Genomic DNA, 18,486 nt, shown 5'->3' with positions numbered 1-18,486 from the left:
TAATTTATAAAATAACAAGCTATATAAAAATAAAATGCCAATTATTGCTAATTGGCATTTTAATTTCTAGTTAACGAGTTTGGTCCCGCCCTCAATGAGCGTGACGGGCGCATCTTGTGGTACCGTAATACTAGTTACTATTCTTTTCACATTCCATCTACCCGAGGTGGCATCGTACTCGCCACCTAAACTGGCAAAGCTAATGGCATTGGCAAAGCCCAAACGGAAGCTGTTTGTTCCCGAGCCCATTAATGGTTGAGGGGCTCCAGTTGATGGATTGTTGGTACTATAAGACTCTGTATTGGTCACTCTATAGCCCATTTCTGGTGGGCCAGCACTGTAAAAATTACCACCTGTACCACCAAAGAAGATCACATCCAATGGCAAGGTGTTTACGCCTACATTGGCACCTTCGAAAATGGCGATACCTGCAAGATTACCACTATTTGCCAATAAATTTGTGGTAACTGCCCCTATTCCATCTGCTCCGGTTATTTTTGTGTAATCTACACTTGCAATCCATTTTGAAGAACTGATATCAGTTGAAGGTGCTCCAGATGGGAACCCATTAATTCGTTTACCTGCACCCCCTACATAAAAATACTCTCCCTTAGCAACTGTTCCACTGGTCAGATTAAATTTATAGCTTCTCACCCCACCCGTTACCCAACCTGCGGTAGGGAAAGTGGTAGCACCAGCGTTGTTATTGGTAATTACCGAAAATGATGTTTTAGAGAAGTCGATGTCTTTGGTAGCCAAGAACTGGATATACTCATAATTGCCATCGGTCCCGTTTGGATCACCAAAATAACCTGTAATAATTGCCGGAGAGAGCTTAGGTAGCACTGCAAAACGAAAATCATCAATGGAACGCATCCAAACACTCAATTTTTTATCTGCTCCATTACCTGTGATAAAAGGTATACCTGTAAAATTACCACTAATGGATAAAGCAGTAGCAGCAAAACTGGCAGCAGCTTCGGTATGAATGGTAGCACTGCCACCACCATCAGTTATTTCCTTATCTCCAGCAAATGTTTCTCCCGTAATAGGTTCGGGAACTACTAAAGAATTACCAATGGTGATTAATGTGTTTTCATAAGTATAAGGTAATGCCAAAACTTGTGCAATGCTTACAACTTGCGTTTTAACTGTTTTACCAGATGCCATTTTATTGACCGATGCACCTGATATGCCGGCAATCTGTAAAATTCCATTTATTCTTTTCAGCACAGCCCCTTCAATTGTGACATGAACAGAATCGCCAGGAATATATTTAGCTGCTTCTGGACCAATGTTTAGTGCCATGCCCCTTAATGAATCTATTCCACTACCTGCCATTCTGCTGTTCTGAATAATCAGTAGTCCGGCCGGAGAATTCCCTGACCTAAAATCGGAAATTACAACTCCCTTAACAGCAGTAGCACCACCCATCTGTTTTGCATTGAGTGGAAGATCAATATTTTTATACAACTTTTTAAGATCAAAATTGGAGATATAAGAACTAGGCTTTCCTACAATAAAGTCACTGTCACGTTTACATCCCATCCAAATACCAACAACTGCGGTTAGTATGAGTATATACTTTAATTTCTTTTTCATCAATTGAAATAATTTAAGGTTTTTGCCACCAAACTAATGTGTTGATATCGTCTGCACCTTGTACGGCAACTGCATTTTTATAACTTGTTGGGTTTGTAGACTGACTGATCACAGGGTAACTTAATCTTGCAGGCATTTTTCCATTATTAGCCAAACCACTTCCCTTTGGCAAAAAAGGGTGCCCTGTTCTTCTATATTCAAACCATTGCTGAAAATCTACCAAAAATAGCGCATGGTATTTTTGCAGATGAATGAGCTCCATTTTACTTTGGGTACCAGGCGTTGTGGTATTCAATGGATAAGAGTTGTCCCAATCTATATCTGCCGCAACCGCAAAAGCTTTAACCGCAGGGTCGCTTGAATTTGCCCATAAATTTGGAAGCCAATAATTAACTGCATCTGCTATACCTTTATAGTAGTAGTTCTCACCTGTGGTATTGATCCAGCCTTTTGCTGCAGCTTCGGCCAAAATAAAATCAACTTCTGCTACATTCATGATAATTCCGGTAAAAGGATCTGTTTGTAATGTGGTTGGATTATTTGTTGTAGCATCAGAATAAAAATAGGCTTGTTTGGTAACCGCACCACCTTGTGGATAACCACTCGGCACGCCTACGTAACCATTTTTACCTGCTGCAATACCATATCGGTTCACATTGTTTTTGCCCAATGTTGGATTGATTCTAGGATCGGCCCAAATGCTTAAATTGCCAATAAAAAAATCTGAAATGGCCGGAGACCTAAAATCTACCGCACGTACATTGATCATTAGCGGAGATGAATAAACTGCCGTAGTACTATTCGTACCATTCCAAAGAATTTTAGCAGTATGTGTATTGTCCTGCATAATCGGATAGTTCAGCGGATTGACATCAACCATTTCCTTCATTTTGGCAATTACTTGAGCGCTTACCTCCGGTTTAGCAGCAACACGCATCAACAATCTCAAATACAAAGAATTGCCAAACCTTCTCCATTTGGCAATATCTCCCTGATAAACAGGATCGCCAGTGGGCACAATAGCCGTTCCTTCTGCTAGCAACTTGTTTGCTTCTTCCAGTTTTTTAAAGAGATCTAGATAAATATCTTTTTGTTGATCAAAAGCAGGCTCTAGTATACCATCTTTACCTTGGTTAGCCTTAAAGTAAGGCACATCACCATAAACGTCTGTTAGCAACTGAAATACCCAAGCTTCTGTAATTAAAGAAATGGCTTGATAGGATTTGTTGAGTGTAGCAGGTTTGCTGGCAATGGTGTAAATATCTTTCAGGTTGGTTAATTCTGGATACCAGCTATTCCAGGTATAATCAGACAAATTCCTTCTGATATCGTACCTAAAAATTTTACCATCAGAATCGCCAAGGTCAACCGTAACCTGCATGAGCTCATTCGTAAAATTACGGTTGCGTACTACATTTGCGCTTAAAATATTTACCAAAGCAGGTGCCAAAAGCTGATTGGCTGTGGCTGTACTCTTGCCAATAGGATCTGTGTTTATTTCATTAAAATCTTTGGTACAAGAAAAGAATGAAATACCAAATATAAATAGCAATGTATAAGTGGTTATTTTTTTCATGATTATAGCATTTATTTTCGATGATAAAACCATTAGGTACAATCGGTATATTTTTAGTGTTTTCATTTGATCGATTAATTAATGCCTACAACTAAACGTACACCATAGGTTCTGGTAGATGGCAATTGACCAGTTTCAAAACCTTGAACAATATCTGAGCCTGCCAATGTGCCAAACTCAGGGTCGAAAGCTGGCCATGGAGACCAAATGAACAGGTTACGACCATACACCCCTAAAGTAATTTTACTTAGGCCTAAGCTTTTTACGAAAGCACTTTTAAACGCGTAATTTAGGTTCGCTTCTCTAAATTTCAGATAGTCGGTTCTAAAAACACTTCCCTCGGCTTGGTCTGAACCATGAAGCGAAGTATAGTAGTTTTCAAAATCTAGTGCGATTATATCGTTTTGGCGATAACTTCCATCAGCATTTTGCACAACCCCTGGTCCAATTATGCCATTATATCTTCCTGGCAAGGTAACTTTTAGTTTACCTAAAGCAGCCATTCTAGAGAAGGTTAACGAATGCCCTACTGCACCAAGCTGTGCATCGAACAATACGTTTAAGTTGAACTGTTTATAGCTCATGCCAGAACCAAAACTGAACCTGAACTTGGGCAAGGTATTTCCAAGATAAATGAGATCAGTAGCATTTATTTTTGCATTTCCGGTTACGGCATCAAATACAATTTGTCCATCGGGAGAACGCACAAAACCACGCCCATACAGATCGCCCATGCTGCCTCCAACATTGGCCACCACTTGCCCACCACCTAATGCACCTGTACGTAACACTACCGAACTATCGGCCAATTCCTTAACTGTATTTCGGTTAGCCGTAAAGGTTCCATTCAATGTCCATTTAAAATCTTTTGTTTTTAAAGGCGTACCACTTACAGATACCTCAATTCCTCTATTGTCTACACGGCCTACGTTAAATACTGCAATATTGTAACCAGTAGAACGATCTACCAAACGATTTAAGATCTGGTTCTTGGTATTTCCTGTATAAGCAGCAAAATCGAAGTTTAGCCTGTTGTTAAATAACCTCAATTCTGCACCAACTTCAATGGTGGTAGTTAGAAGTGGTTTTAAGTTTACATTGGGTAAAACAGTTGGATTATTCAATGCGCTATCTGGATAAATTCCATTAGCTGCCAATGCATAATTATAAGCTGTACGATAAGGAATAGTACCACCGCTACCTACTTGCGAAAGTGATGCCCTAATTTTTGCGAAATTAAACACTTTAGGCATTTTCCATAAATCTGAAGCCACAAAAGAGGCACTTACAGATGGATAGAAGAAACCCACCTTATCTGTTCGTGTTGGAAGTGCCAAGGTGCTGCTCCAATCTTGGCGACCCGTAACATCTAAATAAAGGTAATTTTTGTAGGTGAAAGATAATGCACCATAGAAACTGTTGATGCGGTACCTTGCTGTATCTGGAACAGAAATTAACGGATTGGCATTATTATCCAACCTAAATATGCCAGGAACTACCAATCCATCGGCACGAAGTTCTGATTTTTTATAGGTATTGCTAACTTGGCTACCACCTGCAGTAGCAGAAACCCTGAGCGACTTGGTAATTTTTTTATCGTATTTTAATAAGAAGTCACTGTTGATTTCATAAGAATTGATGTCTTGCACACGAAAAGATCCTTGCGCAAATTTATTCCCAGCAGCATCATAAGGACGTCTGGTTTCACGAATTTCGTGGTTAAAGTCAATTGATGAACGAACCATTAAGGTTAACTCTTTTGTAAATTTATAACTCAATTGTACATTTCCCAAAGCTCCATTTCTTCGTTGTGCATTCAAATACTGCTCTGAAATTGCAAAAGGACTTTCTGGATTGGTGGTTGTAATATTTACAAATTGGCGGTTCTCCAAACCTGGTGCCCAATAATTTCGGTACCAGTCTACATCAACATTTTTTTGTGCCAGCATAAACCAATACATCAATGATTGGTTTCCATAACCTGTTGCTGGTAAGTTATCGCTATTTCTATTGTTATAAGCGGCCTTAAAAGACAAGCTTAATTTTTTTGTTAAATTGGTATTGGCCGAAAGCTGAGCAGAAGTACGCTCTAAACCGGTATTGGGAACAATCCATTCATTACTTCCATGACTTGCAGAAAAACGAAGCCCAATTTTATTCCAGGTGCCAGCAAGGCTAACCGAATTTGTGGTTTCTAATCCAGTTTTGAAAAAAGATTCAGGATCTTCATAGGCCACCCAAGGTGTTCGGGTAAGCCCTCTTGCCTTGGTAGATGGATCATATTGGTAGAACATGCCGCCAGCAGAAAAAGGAGCACCCCAGCTTGCGCTCGTGCCATTTGTACTTGGCCCATCTTCGGTGGTACCATAAGAAAAATAAGCAACCCCATTCTGACCTTGCCCGTATTCACTTTGTCTATCTTGCCTACGGTTGATCTGTTCCCATGCGGTATTGGAGGTAAAATTGATGCTTAATCGGTTTTTATTTTGATTACCAGACTTAGTAGTGATAATAATAGCCCCATTTGCTCCTCTTTGCCCATATAGTGCCGATGCACCCGGGCCTTTAAGTACAGTTACACTTTCAATATCATCAGGGTTTAGATCGTTAATTGCACTTCCATAATCTGTAGGCATAATATCGCCCGAAGTTCCGTAGGCACCACCTCCAGTTGCCGCGGTACGTCTTGCCGAACTGCTCGCCACTACCCCATCAATTACAATCAATGCTTCATTATCTCCTGTGAGGTTATTTTCACCTCGTAAAATAATTTTATTAGATCCAGCCGGACCACCATTACGAACAAGGTTCAATCCTGCAACCTTTCCGGAGAGGGCATCTGTCCAGTTGCTTGCCACAGCATCTGTAAAAGTAGTACTGTCTAATTTAGTTACTGCATAACCTAAGGCTTTCTCTTCACGTTTAATACCCAATGCCGTAACTACCACTTCCTGTAAATTGTGATCACTTGGGGCAATTTTTACCAGCGTCTTTTCACTATTTTCGGTATAAGATTGTTTAACAGTACCATAACCTATCATATTGAAGCTTAGCTCGGTACCTTTAGGTATAGTTACGTTAAAATCGCCATCGTTATTGGTAACGCCATAAAACTTTTTATTCGGCCCCATAATGGTCACACCAGGTACTCCAGAATTGTCTGCCGCATCTACTACCCTGCCCTTTACCACAATTGTTTGTTGTGCCTGTACCAGTAAAATTTTATTTTCAACTGCCAACAATCGTGCAGGAGAGGTCAATAAAAGCATTACAATTAGCAAACTTATTTCTGCTATTGTTTTCTTTTTAACCTTGAACTTCTTCAAATGTTCGAGTAAGTTTTTCTTCATTGTTTTTGGTGTAAAAAATCATCTTTAAATTTTCGTTTGTTGAAATTTTGCAAACCCTAACATTTGCTATTAATACTATGATCCAGCTAGTTAAAATCCTTTTTGGATCATGCTTCTTTAGGGTATTTCATTTTTTTAATTCGCATAAATATTTAACAAAACTAAACTATTGTTTATTAATACTAAACAATACGAATGTTAAGATTCCATTATGTTATAGTTAACTCACTATGAACATTTAGCTGATTTTGATGAAGCCATGATGAGTAAATGTGCACAAGGAACAATTGCTATTACTCACCATACCTGCCTATGTTAAGCAGGGCTTCATCGCCATTAAAAAAACGAATGATATACTAATGAAAATTGGGTAGTTTAGAAGTACAGGACAACAATTAGGCACGGTTACCCCTAAACCTATTCGGCTTATTTAAAAATCTCTTTGGGAGCTGTACCTGTCCATGATTTTGGGATATCACTTAGACCAAATATTTTAGCGAGTACCAAAGAAGTATTTTTATTGCTATTAAAGAAACTATCTGTAACACCCAAATTTTTGATGGTTTTGCCAGTAATGCCCCAAGGAATTTGCATCTCATTCATGGTTACGCCACCGTGACCTTTTGCAATGCCACCATGGTCGGTAATCAAAAGAAAATAGGTGTCTTCAAACATATTTTTTGCCTTTAATTTTGCAATGAAAGCTCCAATTGCGGTATCTGCTTCTTCAATGGCAGCAATGTATTCTGGCGACATCCAATTGTGGCTGTGGCCAGCATGATCGGTATGCACACTATAAAGAAATACCAAAAATGGGTTAGCTTGATTTTTTTCTATGAAATTTAGGGCCTTCGCATAATTATCTTGGTACTTGTCATTTTCCTCAAAAGAAACCTCATCTAAATATTTTTTGTTAATGGGATTGATGAGTTCTGCCCAGTTGTAATAGAAAGCTGTTTTTGTGTTTGGTTTTTTATCTTTCAATAATTTAAAAATTGATGGACTGTAACCATCCTGATCGGTCTCTAACGGAAGTAATGTACGGTTTTTCAATGTCCATTTATTTGATGTGATGCCATGCTCTTCTGGACCCTGCCCCGTTAAATGGCTGGTCCAATTGGGTAAGGTTACCGAGGGCATAACCGGACGGTTGGTTAAGGTAATTAATCCCTTAGCAAAAAGCTGATCAATGTTTGGATGCTTGGATGCTTTAAAGCCTTCTGTGCTAAAGCCATCAAGACCAATAATAACCACTTTTTGTGCATTTATATTACTGCCAAACAATAATAATAATGCTAATAAATAGCTGATTTTCTTCATGATTCTTGGTTTTTTATATGGATGAATTCATACTTACTTTTTGTTTTATTTTTTTGGAGGCTATTGAAATGATAATGGTCGAAGCCAAACAGGCGGCACCCACAATCAAAAAAATGGGATGGGTACTCCCAGAAACATCTATAATTTTTCCAATCAAAGGTTCGCCAAGCGCTGCAAATAGGTACCCGAACATATTCATACATCCAATTCCTGTTCCTGTTAGTTTTGACCCCAATAGATCTGGACTTAATGGCCAGAAGCAGGCCTGAGGACCATACACAAAGAAACCAGCAGTTAGCATCAGCACAGCTGACAATACAAAATGCTCTTTCGCTACGAAAAACATCGATACGGCAATAAATGTACTGATGAGCATTCCGATTCTAATGGCCCTAACCCTATTCCCTTTAAATAGCGTATCTGATAACCAGCCAAAACTCAGTGCACCAATGGCCATACCTAATGGAAGAAAAAAGGTAACCCAAACACTTTGTGGCTGTTGTTTCCAATTTGTACCCAAATAATGTATAGGTACCCAGAATATCAATCCGTATCTGGCCATGTTCTCAAAGCCAAATGCTACACAGAGATAGAGAAAGGATTTATTGCCCAACACTTTCTGATACCGTTGAAGCCAGGTGAGCGCTGATGCATCTTCTTCATTTAAGTGATCTTCCGTCTTTTCATCTGGCTTATCTTTAATAAAAAAGAAAAAAATAGTTGCGGTTATTAAAAGGCAAAGCACAGGCAATCGGAAAAGCATGCGCCATTCGTAACCATGCTGTAACAATAAAATGGACAGCATATAAGTGATTACAGACGATAGTCCGGCAGACATGGTATAAAATCCAAATGCCTTTCCTCGTTCTTCACTACTCCACCAATTGTTAATGATTTTACCCCCTGGTGCCCAGGCCAAAGATTGAAAATAACCATTTATCCCCCATAAAAAGAGGATCAAATAGGCATTGCTGGCAAAACTAATGGCAACATTTGCAGCAATAGAAAGATAAGCGCCAGTAACAATCATCACCCTTGGGCTAAATCTATCTGCTAGATTACCATTAATGAGCTGCCCAATGGCGTACCCAATCAGCATGGCAAAACTGATCCAACCTATAAAACTATAGGAAATATGAAGTGATGCACTCAAACCAGCAGCAGCCCAACCAAAGTTATGCCTGCCTGTATAGAAGAAAAGGTAACAGACCATGGTGAGTAGCAACATGGTCCATTTGTTTTTCATAGATGATTTCATTTGAGTTGATCGATGTAAACCCCCACTCGCAATGGCTTATGCATTAATGCATATTCAAAAGCTTCAGTTGCTTCGGTTAATGGAAACTCTTTCGAGATAATTTCGTGAAATGGAAATTCTGTATGGTAATCGGTCATAAATTTTAATGCGTATTGCAAATCTTCAAAATTGTAATTGTGCAATCCTTTAATGGTAATTACTTTTCGAATAACCTGTTCTGCATCAATTTCTACTTTCCGGGTTTTGAAAACAGCACCAATCCAAACCGCAATGCCTCCAATAGCTAACATTTCTACACCCAGTTCTGCTGCTTCTGGTGCACCGCTCATTTCAAAAGCAGCCCCAATCTGATGTGCTGATAAGTTTTCCCTTACCATCGCATTTTCTAGGGATAGATAAGTATGGGTAGCACCAAATCTCTTTGCCTGTGCCAATCTTTCTTCACTAATGTCTACCGCTATAATTTTTTTTGCACCTTGCGCTTTGCACATCGCTACAGTTAAGTTGCCCAGCAGGCCCAATCCGGTTATCAATACTGTTTGATCTAATACCTCTCCTGCCAAACGCATGGCCCCAGCAACCGTTGCCACAGCACAATTAATTGTTGCTGCTATAGCAGTTGGCAATTCTTCAGGCAATTTAAAAACTGCTGTATGTGCTTTTAGGATAGTAAAGTCGCCCAAACCTCCATGAAAAACATCATCACCCTCAATACGGGCATGCCCATATTTAAAAAGGTTTTCAGACTTTTGTGGCATCTTTTTATTCAACCATTCTTCTTGTGGGTCTGCTGCAAAAACTGCCCACGTTACCCGATCGCCAATCTTCAGTTCTTCACCATTATAATCTAAATGGTTGTGTCCATCGGCAATTTCTGCTACCGTGCCAATAATTTCGTGACCAAGTACAGTAGGTGTTTTTTCATTTCTTTTCCCACAATAGGTATGTAGGTCACTTCCACACAAGGTGGTATAAGTATTCTTGATTAATATTTCACCAGTTTTTAAGGCAGGCACTTCCATTTGAACTAATCTCAAAGGTTGATCTGCGCCATCAAAAACCAATAATTGGCCAGTTTTCATAAGTTGTTAAACTAAAAATGAGTAATTTATATGCTGATCATTTTAGGCATTGTGCATTTCTATAATGGGTACCAGTTCAAGTAAATCGTCTATGATGTAACTTGGACTGGCAGAATTTAATTGTGTAAGGTTATGCGCACCAGTGGTGATACCAATGCTCAATGCGCATCCAGCATTTTGTCCTTCTTGAATATCAATGGTCGAATCGCCAACTTTTGCCACTAATGCTGCATCATCGATATCAAATCTATCCATAGCCTCATTGATCATATCTGGATATGGTCTATTTCTTGGTACATCAGATGCGGTAACCAGTGAATCAATTTCGGCGCCCACAGACCAGTTCAGTTTTTTCAACAGAAATTCTGCCGTATTTCTATCATAACCAGTATTAAGCACCCTCAATACATTTTTCTCTTTTAATATAGCAAACAGCTCTTCCGCATTTGCATTAGGAAAGATATCCTCTACTTCATAAGCATGTTTTAACTGATCCAAAAATACTTTAAATATTTCTTCGGCCAACTGATCGTTTATGGTACCTAAACTATAAACAAGTATAGATTTAATGGCTTGCAGTTTTTCTTTTCCAGCTCCATGCTCAAGTACTTCGGCTAAACTAAGCTCGTATCCGCCAACGGCGTTAATGGCATTTCTCAACGTCTTATATACGATATTGTCTTCATTTACTGTAGTGCCTGCCATGTCGAACACTACCATTTTAATTGGTTTCTTCATTTTATTAGTTAGTAAGATTATTTAGCAATAATAAATATTTGTTTATCAATACTAAACATTTTTAACATTATTCTATTGTAATGTTTTAGTTAACTAAAGATTAACATAGACGATATAGCCCATAATCGTTATTTAAATGCTATTTTTAGAAAATTATCTATTTAAATTTTATGAAAGACCCTGCGCTTCTACAGATTAGCCAAAAAATAAAAGAAACAAGAAAATCTTTAGGTATGACCATACAGGAATTAGCTGATCGGTCTGGCGTAACCAAAGGACTAATTTCGCAAATAGAAAATAGCAGGGTGGTTCCCTCTCTTCTTGTCTTGCTCCAAATTATTAAAGCCCTAGGTGTAGAGATTAACATATTTTTTGGTGACATCAATTTCTATAGAGATAATCCAGTACTCGTTATTAGAAATGAAGAATTGACCTCATTTGAAAAGGAGGATGCCGATGGTTATCATTACCAAAGAATTTTTTCAAGAAATGTTAAAGCGAGTACCATAGACTTTGTATTGTTGACTTTAGAACCAGGTGCGCAAAGAGAGAAAGTGGTAACCGAAGCTTTTGAATTTAAGCACATTATTGAGGGAGAAGTGGTATATCGCTTTGATTCGGAAGACATTACCCTTAAAAAGGGAGATTCGATGTTTTTTGATGGGAGGTTGGCCCATACCCCTATTAACCTAGGAAGTACTAAAGCGCTAATGTTGGTTGTTTATTTTTTTGATTAGTATTTTGTATTTACTGGGTCTTTCTTTTACCACTTAAATATTTTCTTACAGGGATATCATAAACTGCCATTACCATATAGGCGAAACCAACCAACAAGATAATCCCCGAAATGATAATGAATGTCAGCTGCGTAGTGCCCGGTTTATGAGTTGTGTAATAATTTCCGAACATCCACAACACGGCATAATGTGTCATGTATAAAGGATAAGAGATCTTGCCCGAAAAGACACATAGCTTTTTCAAGCCAGTTGTTAACATCGCCCCTGCACCTAAAGAGATCAATAAAGGGAAGTAAAACAACACCACAAAAGGCTCTGTTAGCCAATTCCATTTAGAGAATGGCATTATAAAAGCCAGCAACAATAAGATGGATAGACCAACAAACCCCAGTTTGTTTTTGATGATCCAATTGGAACGGTAGATCAACAATCCTGCTAAAAAAGAATAGGATATCCTTGCAGCCCCATCCCAAAAAGTTGGGCCACTCCAGCCACCCAACAAATTGCCAGAACGATAAGCTACCCAACAAATGGCCACAGCTGAGAGTATGGTTAACAGCATAAGGTAATTGCGACGGATTTTATACAGCACTAGGGCATAAACAATATTAGCGATATATTCCCAAAACAACGACCACGATGGCGCATTGAAACTAAACAGGTTAAAGGCCCTGTCGGCAATTACAGGCAAGGGAATAAGCAGTGCCGAGCACAAAAATGTGAACACGAGTTTAGCAGTACTATACAATTCTGGATGGCCACCAAATGGATCAAATAAAAAAGCAAACAAACCCAACACCGAGCCTGCGATTACGAGTGGGTGCAATCTGATGATTCTCGCTTTAAAAAACTCGAGCAAGCCGATTTTTGCAATACGATCATCATAAGCATAGCCAATCACAAAGCCCGAAAGACAGAAAAAGAAATCGACTGCTAAAAAACCATGCCCAATAAAATTCTTACTGGCATCGGTATACACCCATTCCATAAAATGAAAGGTAACTACGGCAAGGGCAGCAACGCCCCTTAGCCCATCGAGAATTTCGAAATGTTTTTTAGTTTGCAGATTTGTAGTGTTCGCGTTGTTTGTATCCATTTAATGATGACGTTTCAGGCTAAATTCAGGCAACAATAGCTCCTGATTTGTTGTTCAGCAAGGTATTCAAAATTGATAGGCTAAGCAAATATTTAAATTTACCTTTCCAAGTTTTGATTAAAATCAGCTGTAGAAAGCGCCAAACAGCATTGCAATTACCCCTAAAAGTTTACATATTCGTAAAGATAAATACCATTAGATGTCCAGCTTACAAGATGATCCAAGATTTCAGTGCTACTTTTTAAGTGAGGAAGCAATTACCATTCAGTTTGGAACAGAGATCAAAGCGGATACTTTTGAACAGATCACGGCCTTTAACCAATTGCTAAAAGCAACTGCTTTTAATGGTTTTGTAGATTCGGTGCTGGCCTATACCACTTTAACAGTTTATTACAACCCTTTGTTGGTATGGAATGGGGATTTACCGGGCATGAATTGTTTTGAGAAAGTTGCGAATTTTCTGAAACAATTGTATCAAAAAGTGGAAGGAACCCACAGCATCAAGGCAGATCAAATCATTATTCCTGTTGTTTATGGTGGCCAATATGGGCCAGATCTGGAAGAAATTGCCAAACACAATAAGCTCAGTACCCAAGAAGTAATCTATTTACATACCCAAGCCATTTATACAGTGTATTTGATTGGTTTTGTACCCGGCTTTGCCTACTTGGGCGGAATGGACCAAAGACTATATACGCCACGTAAAGAAACACCCAGAAATGAAGTACCCAGCGGAGCAGTTGGTATTGCAGGTAACCAAACCGGAATTTACCCCTTAAACACCCCCGGGGGCTGGCAAATTCTAGGGCAAACACCATTAGCCTTATTCGCTATAGATCGTGAACAGCCATCCTTATTAAAAACAGGTGATGAAGTTATCTTTAAAGCAATAGGTATCAACGAGTTTGAACAACTAAGCAATCAATAAGCCATGCAGATCAGTATCATTAAGCCGGGTTTGTTAACCACCATCCAAGATTTAGGAAGGTTTGCTTATCGTTCGCAAGCTGTTCCAGTTTCGGGGGCGATGGATAAACTGGCTGCGAGTTTGGCCAATACAGCAGTTGGCAATATAGCTAATGCAACGGTAATTGAATTTACTTACGCAGATGCTTCCTTTACAGTGGAACAGGACATATTGATTGCCTATAGTGGATTAGGAGCCATACTAAGTATCAATGATGTGGTATTGCAAGCAGACCGACCTTTGTTTATACCTGCCGGAAAGAAGGTGAGTTTGATCAATAATCCAAAGGGTGCCCGTACCTATCTGGCAGTTGCCGGGGGTTGGCAAGTGCCCACAATTTTGGGGAGTAGTAGTACTTATCTCATTGCCAAATTTGGTGGATATGAGGGCCGATCGCTTCAAATGGGTGATCTTTTGCAGCACAATCCTAAATTATCAGATTTAAACCTTAAAATATTAGCCAGCCTGAAAGGAGATGACATCAAATTTCCAAACTGGGGTATCAACAACTGTTGGTATCCTACAGGCACCAAAGAAATCAGGGTGGTACCTGCACAAGAATTCAATTGGTTCGATGGCCGTTCCATCACCGATTTTTTAACAAAACCCTATACCCTAAGTACCCAATGCAACAGAATGGGCTATAATTTAAATGGTCCGGCATTTACTAGGGCTAAAAAAGGAGAATTACTATCTACGGCAGTAACGTTTGGCACCATTCAAGTAACTGGAAATGGAAGCCTCATTCTATTAATGGCTGATGGGCAAACCACTGGTGGCTACCCAAGAATAGCGCAGGTTGCTGCTGTAGACCTTCCACTTTGTGCACAAATGAAACCAAACGACCAATTGTTTTTCAAAGAAATTAGTGCAATAGCAGCACAAACATTGTATATTGAACGAGAGTTGGAACTGAAGCAGTTAAGCACTGCCATTGGTTTAAAATTTTAAGAATTGAGATGAAAATCATAGATCTAAATTGCGATATGGGTGAAGCATTTGGAAATTATCCAATGCCAAATGATATTTTATTGCTGGATTACATTAGCTCTGCAAACATTGCCTGTGGTTTTCATGCCGGAGATCCTGCTGTAATGCAAGAAACAGTTAACCTGGCCATTGCAAAAGGTGTGGCCATTGGTGCCCACCCAGGTTTGCCAGACCTGCAAGGTTTTGGCAGAAGAGAAATGAACATTTCGCCAAAAGAGGCCTACCAACTTACGCTCTATCAGATTGGTGCTTTACATGCATTTGTGAAAGCTGCTGGTGCAAAGCTGAACCACGTAAAACCTCATGGTGCCCTTTACAATATGGCGGCAAAGAATGCTCAACTGGCCGAGGCCATTGCAAGCGCTATCCATGATTTTGATGCGGATTTAATTTTATATGCCTTGGCAGGAAGCGAAATGATCAAAGCCGGAGCGCAAATCGGACTAAAGACCGCTGCTGAAGTTTTTGCAGACCGTACCTATCAGGATGATGGTTCTTTGACTCCAAGGAGCCAGCCCAATGCCCTAATTACAGATGATGAACTCGCTATTGCTCAAGTAATGATGATGGTGAACGAACAAAAGGTAATTTCTACCAATAATCAACCAATCCCTTTAAAAGCCGACACTGTATGCTTGCATGGTGATGGCGAACATGCCGTTTCCTTTGCGAAAAAAATAAGTGAAAAACTAAAAGCCCAACAAATTACCGTAACCGCAGCTATTCGATGAAAAAAAAGTACAATTGGAGTGTAATCTTAGGCGCAGCTTTTTTAATGGCTTCTTCGGCTATTGGACCAGGTTTTTTAACCCAAACTGCAGTTTTTACAGAACAGCTCGGTGCAAGTTTTGCCTTTGTAATCTTGTTGTCTATTGTATTGGATGCTATTGCGCAACTCAATGTCTGGCGGATTATTGCAGTAGCAGATAAACCCGCACAGGATATTGCCAATACGGTATTTCCAGGTTTAGGGTATTTTATCTCTTTTTTGGTATTTTTAGGTGGACTAGCCTTTAATATCGGAAATATTGCAGGTGCGGGATTAGGACTCAATGTACTATTTGGCATTACGGTACAACAGGGCGCCATGATTAGTGCGGTTTTGGCAATCGGCATTTTTATCTATAAGGAAGCGGGTAAGGCCATGGATGTATTTGCAAAGACCATGGGGCTGCTCAAAATAGGCTTGGCCTTGTTTATTGCCTATATCAGCAACCCACCATTGGCAGAAGCCGCTATACGATCTGTTAACCCTACCCAATTTAGTTTTACGGCAGTACTTACCATTGTGGGTGGTACCGTTGGTGGTTACATTACATTTTCTGGCGCACATCGTTTATTAGATGCCAGACAAACAGGTATCGAAAATCTTTCTGCTGTGAACAAAGGTGCGCTAAGTGCCATTGGTTTAGCTTCGATAATGCGGTTACTGTTATTTATTGCTGCTTTAGGTGTAATTAGCACTGGCGCAAAGCTCGACCCTTCAAATCCAGCTGCTTCGGTATTTCAGTTGGCTAGTGGGCAGTTTGGTTATAAGATTTTTGGATTGGTGATTTGGGCGGCAGGAATTTCATCGGTTGTTGGTTCTGCCTATACTTCGATTTCGTTTATCAAAAGTTTCCATCCATTAATCCTTAAATATCATAAGCATATCATCATTGTCTTTATTTTGGTGTCTTGTTTCATTTTTATCCTCATTGGCAAACCTATCAAAATCTTATTGGCTGTTGGTGCGCTAAATGGTCTCATTTTACCAATTGCGCTGGGCATTATGCTGGTTGCTGCTTACCGCACAAAAATTATTTCCAATTACAAACAACCGCTCTGGCTTACCATCACAGGTGTAGCCGTAGTCATTACCATGATATGGATGGGCTACGGCACGATCATTCAAATGTTCGGCCCCCAATAATTTAATGAAACATTAAATAGAATAATATTGTTGCTTGTTTGATCTGCTTGATATAGATTCTTCGCTATGCTCAGAATGATAAAATTTTGTAAATACAATTTGTTCTTTTCACAGCATTTTTTTTCTTAAATCGAGATCAACCATGTATTTGAAGAATTGATTTAAATTGAAGGCCCTTGGTTATAAAATTATACATCTGTTGTTAAACGGACAATATCCATCTTACTTCAAAAGTATCAACAATTTCAATCAGCTGATCGTCATCATTACCGATGGAAAAATAATTTTTACTACACATCAATTTCTCAATCAGTTCCTTTCTAACATGCTTATTGGTACACTGCCTAAAAATAGCCATGTAATTTCCAACTATCCTCCCTTCGTTGTGTACCAGATCAGAACCGTAAATCACAATACTATCAGCAACTAGCGATCCACTCACAACAGGTTTTTCTGTGTAGCCTTGAAGTTCTTTTTCAAAAAGTTCAAACTGCAATGTGCCACCAAAGCAGTTTTGATAAAAAGTGAGTGCCTCCTTACAGTTTCCGGAAAACGTAAGGAAAATTGCACTCACCATTATACCATGATTAGGATCAGTCATAACAGTAAAGTTAAGCGTCTGGAATTTCGGGTTCTACTAGTTTTATTAGCTTTTCTAATGATTCTTGCCAACCTAAATAACACATCTCAGCAGGTATCATCGCTGGAATTCCTTCTTGTACCACTTTAAGTTCGGTACCGCATAACACCTTGTTCAACCATATGGTAGTTGTCATTTCTCCAGGTAAATTTGGGTCATCAAATATGTCTGTGTATTTAATGAACGCATTTGGTTTGATCTCCAGATAGGTTCCACCAAAAGAATGTCCGTTTCCTGTACTGAAATTAATAAACGTCATCTTAAATTTACCACCTTCCTTAAAATCCATTTCTTGTACGGTACACAGAAAGCCATAAGGTGGTAGCCAATTGGCGTGAGCCACAGGGTCTGCAAATGCCCTAAATACTTTTTCAGGGCTCGCCTTGATCACCCTGTGCAAAGAAACTGTATTACTTGCCATTGTTATTGAAATTTAGTTTGTGATTATAAATATAAGAAACAACCAGTATGCCCAAAAACACAAGTGGCATTAGCATATATGCGATGTTTTGATCCACACATGCATGACTGATGAATGCGAAGATTAAATTAAAGGAGAGCCCTGCATATGCCCATTCCTTTAGTTTACTTGGTGCTTTAGGGTAAGCAATTGTCAATACACCCAATACTTTACAGATGATAAGTGCATAAGCAAAGTAATCGGGATAGCCTAGTGCTTTTGTACCTGCAGTTACATACTCAGGTGTAAATAGCATCGTGGCCAGTGGCATCACACCCTCCCAAAGGACAAGGATTACAGTGGCCACCCAAAAGATAATTTTATTCTTCTTCATTGTTTGGTTTGTTAAGGATTTATAAATTAATTTGATTCAACATATTTTACAAAGCTATTTAAGATCGATTGCCATCCTTGTTTCTGAAATTCAGGATCATTTTGTGTTTCAGGATCAAAAGTGGTGGCCAAGTGGGTTTTACCATCTTGCTCGGTAAACAAGGTAGTGGCTTGTCTGCCATCAGCCATGGTATAGGTAATTTCCTGATGTAATACTACGCTGTCATAAACACCCTCAAAGTCAAAACCAAAGCTTCCGTCTTTAGCTTCCATCCTATTGTTAAACTTACCGCCAACTCTAAGATCGTTTTCACTGCTTGGGGTATGCCAGCTCGGATCAGGAGTATTCCATTTCATAATGTCGCTAGGGGTGTTCCAAGCTTTCCATACGTTTGCTACGGGAGCATTTACTGTTGCTTCTACCG

General features: G+C 39.3%; 17 protein-coding genes. 5 read left to right on the top strand and 12 right to left on the bottom strand.

Annotation, left to right across the window (positions count from 1 at the left end; translation table 11 throughout):
• Positions 1-66: 66 nt before the first annotated feature.
• The 7 genes from AQF98_RS21455 to AQF98_RS21425 form a co-directional block, all read right to left on the bottom strand.
• A complete protein-coding gene (locus AQF98_RS21455; RefSeq protein WP_055134026.1) occupies positions 67-1,602 on the bottom strand; it encodes a DUF5689 domain-containing protein in 1,536 nt (511 codons plus the stop codon).
• A 13-nt stretch (positions 1,603-1,615) separates the two neighbouring features.
• On the bottom strand, positions 1,616-3,178 hold the full coding sequence (locus tag AQF98_RS21450) for a SusD/RagB family nutrient-binding outer membrane lipoprotein (RefSeq protein ID WP_055134025.1): 1,563 nt from the start codon (positions 3,176-3,178) through the stop codon (positions 1,616-1,618).
• A gap of 74 nt (positions 3,179-3,252) precedes the next feature.
• On the bottom strand, positions 3,253-6,528 hold the full coding sequence (locus AQF98_RS21445; protein ID WP_055134024.1) for a SusC/RagA family TonB-linked outer membrane protein: 3,276 nt from the start codon (positions 6,526-6,528) through the stop codon (positions 3,253-3,255).
• 426 nt (positions 6,529-6,954) lie between these two features.
• Positions 6,955-7,848, bottom strand: coding sequence for an alkaline phosphatase family protein (locus AQF98_RS21440; RefSeq protein WP_055134023.1), 894 nt, complete (start codon positions 7,846-7,848; stop codon positions 6,955-6,957).
• Between the two features lie 13 nt (positions 7,849-7,861).
• Positions 7,862-9,094 (bottom strand): MFS transporter, encoded by a 1,233-nt coding sequence (locus AQF98_RS21435; protein WP_200911941.1) that lies wholly within the window; start codon positions 9,092-9,094, stop codon positions 7,862-7,864.
• 8 nt (positions 9,095-9,102) lie between these two features.
• Positions 9,103-10,188, bottom strand: a complete 1,086-nt coding sequence (locus tag AQF98_RS21430) for a zinc-binding dehydrogenase (protein WP_055134021.1) — start codon at positions 10,186-10,188, stop codon at positions 9,103-9,105.
• Between the two features lie 42 nt (positions 10,189-10,230).
• Positions 10,231-10,926, bottom strand: a complete 696-nt coding sequence (locus AQF98_RS21425; RefSeq protein ID WP_055134020.1) for an HAD family hydrolase — start codon at positions 10,924-10,926, stop codon at positions 10,231-10,233.
• A 170-nt stretch (positions 10,927-11,096) separates the two neighbouring features.
• On the opposite strand from AQF98_RS21425, the gene AQF98_RS21420 reads away from it, so the two are divergent.
• The gene (locus AQF98_RS21420) at positions 11,097-11,663 is read left to right on the top strand and encodes a helix-turn-helix domain-containing protein (RefSeq protein ID WP_055134019.1); all 567 of its coding nucleotides are present in this window, start codon (positions 11,097-11,099) and stop codon (positions 11,661-11,663) included.
• Between the two features lie 10 nt (positions 11,664-11,673).
• On the opposite strand, the gene AQF98_RS21415 is transcribed toward AQF98_RS21420, so the two are convergent.
• Entirely contained in the window at positions 11,674-12,759 is a 1,086-nt protein-coding gene (locus AQF98_RS21415) for an acyltransferase (protein ID WP_055134018.1), read from the bottom strand.
• Between the two features lie 199 nt (positions 12,760-12,958).
• Here AQF98_RS21415 and pxpB point away from each other — a divergent pair, with 199 nt between their 5' ends.
• Genes pxpB through AQF98_RS21395 form a run of 4 tightly spaced genes read left to right on the top strand, consistent with a single transcriptional unit; the run spans position 12,959 to position 16,628 of the window.
• Complete coding sequence (gene pxpB / locus AQF98_RS21410) at positions 12,959-13,687, top strand: 5-oxoprolinase subunit PxpB (protein ID WP_055134017.1); 729 nt, start codon at positions 12,959-12,961, stop codon at positions 13,685-13,687.
• A 3-nt stretch (positions 13,688-13,690) separates the two neighbouring features.
• A complete protein-coding gene (locus AQF98_RS21405; protein ID WP_055134016.1) occupies positions 13,691-14,677 on the top strand; it encodes a biotin-dependent carboxyltransferase family protein in 987 nt (328 codons plus the stop codon).
• A gap of 8 nt (positions 14,678-14,685) precedes the next feature.
• A complete protein-coding gene (locus AQF98_RS21400; RefSeq protein WP_055134015.1) occupies positions 14,686-15,447 on the top strand; it encodes a LamB/YcsF family protein in 762 nt (253 codons plus the stop codon).
• Complete coding sequence (locus AQF98_RS21395) at positions 15,444-16,628, top strand: NRAMP family divalent metal transporter (RefSeq protein WP_055134014.1); 1,185 nt, start codon at positions 15,444-15,446, stop codon at positions 16,626-16,628. The genes AQF98_RS21400 and AQF98_RS21395 overlap by 4 nt, the downstream gene beginning before the upstream one ends.
• Before the next feature lie 202 nt (positions 16,629-16,830).
• On the opposite strand, the gene AQF98_RS21390 is transcribed toward AQF98_RS21395, so the two are convergent.
• The 4 genes from AQF98_RS21390 to AQF98_RS21375 form a co-directional block, all read right to left on the bottom strand.
• Positions 16,831-17,229, bottom strand: coding sequence for a hypothetical protein (locus tag AQF98_RS21390; RefSeq protein WP_055134013.1), 399 nt, complete (start codon positions 17,227-17,229; stop codon positions 16,831-16,833).
• 10 nt (positions 17,230-17,239) lie between these two features.
• Positions 17,240-17,689 carry an SRPBCC family protein gene (locus tag AQF98_RS21385; protein ID WP_055134012.1) on the bottom strand — a complete coding sequence of 150 codons (450 nt, stop codon included), beginning with the start codon at positions 17,687-17,689 and terminating at the stop codon, positions 17,240-17,242.
• Positions 17,679-18,062 carry a DoxX family protein gene (locus tag AQF98_RS21380; RefSeq protein ID WP_055134011.1) on the bottom strand — a complete coding sequence of 128 codons (384 nt, stop codon included), beginning with the start codon at positions 18,060-18,062 and terminating at the stop codon, positions 17,679-17,681. Before AQF98_RS21380 ends, AQF98_RS21385 begins: the two co-directional genes overlap by 11 nt.
• Before the next feature lie 26 nt (positions 18,063-18,088).
• A partial coding sequence (locus AQF98_RS21375; protein WP_055134010.1) for an SRPBCC family protein occupies positions 18,089-18,486 on the bottom strand: 398 nt, incomplete at its 5' end.

The sequence above is a fragment of the Pedobacter sp. Hv1 genome (assembly GCF_001412215.1).
In the GTDB taxonomy this organism is placed as follows: Bacteria; Bacteroidota; Bacteroidia; order Sphingobacteriales; family Sphingobacteriaceae; genus Pedobacter.
Note: the sequence above shows the minus strand (reverse complement) of the source record. Positions and strands in the feature narration are given on the sequence as shown.